This is a genomic window from Mesorhizobium sp. M0244, assembly GCF_040321795.1.
Taxonomy (GTDB): domain Bacteria; phylum Pseudomonadota; class Alphaproteobacteria; order Rhizobiales; family Rhizobiaceae; genus Mesorhizobium.
Genome location: NZ_JAMYSE010000226.1, coordinates 1 through 960, shown reverse-complemented (window position 1 = coordinate 960; position 960 = coordinate 1). Strand labels below are relative to the sequence as shown.

The window sequence follows — 960 nt, the reverse complement described above, 5'->3', positions numbered from 1 at the left end:
ATCGCCCCACTCTTCCAGGGCGTCGCCGCCAGGCCGGCATAGGCGGCAACCTGACGTCGGTTGTCAAAATGACGCGACAGCCCCTCCGACCAGAGGACAATGGCGAACTCCGGCCCGATGCCTTTCAGGTTGAGCAGCATCGCCGGTGCTGGCGAGACGGCCTGCGCAGCAGCGAGCATGGCATCGCGTTCGGCCTCGACCGCCTTGATCTGCTCCAGTAGCAGTTCCAGTCGATCGAGTTCCCGGCCGATCTGCGCCTTCAAATGTGCGGGCAAGGGCCGGCCGTCGCCGGTCTGAAGCGCCGCCAGTTGCTTGCGCCGATCGCGGCGCAACGGCTCGTAGCCGGATACGCCCTGGCTGAACAGCAGGCCCTTGATGCGGTTGACGTGGCGCACGCGCTCGTTCGTCAATGCCTTGCGCTCACGCGAGATGCGGCGGCGGTCCTCTTCCTCGGGCATCGGCACCCGTAGCATCGCGCACACCCGCGGTTCACCCCGCTTATAGGCCAGCAATGCCCGAACCAGCGCCTCGCCGTCGATCTTGTCGGTCTTTGCCCGGCGCCGCCGGCGCGCGGTCGCAATCGACGCCGGATCGACGACGTGGCTTTCGATCCCCTCGGCCTGTAGCACGCGGTGGATCCAGAAGCCGTCGAGCCCGGCCTCCTGGATCACGATGATCGGAAAGTGCCGCCCGGTCCGCGCTTGCGCCTTCCTGTTGAGCTCGGCAAATCGCGCCAGCATGCCGGCGACATCGCCGGCCGCCACCGAATGTTTCGACATCTTCTCGCCGCCACCCGGCGACAGCGAGGTGATCAACCATTTCGAGCGACTCAATTCCAACGAGACGAAAATTGCGCCAAGATCGGTGCGGATAGCGGTCGGCGCTTTGGGTTGGTGAGCTGCTACGGGCATGCTTGCCTCCAGGGTAAGGTGTTGATTACGCGACCTCACCTTGCCACAG

Annotated in this window: 1 protein-coding gene; it reads right to left on the bottom strand. The window is 65.3% G+C overall.

Features of this window, described 5'->3' with window-relative positions:
* A partial coding sequence (locus tag NKJ08_RS38765) for an IS110 family RNA-guided transposase (RefSeq protein ID WP_352786413.1) occupies window positions 1-911 on the bottom strand: 911 nt, incomplete at its 3' end.
* Window positions 912-960: the final 49 nt, after the last annotated feature.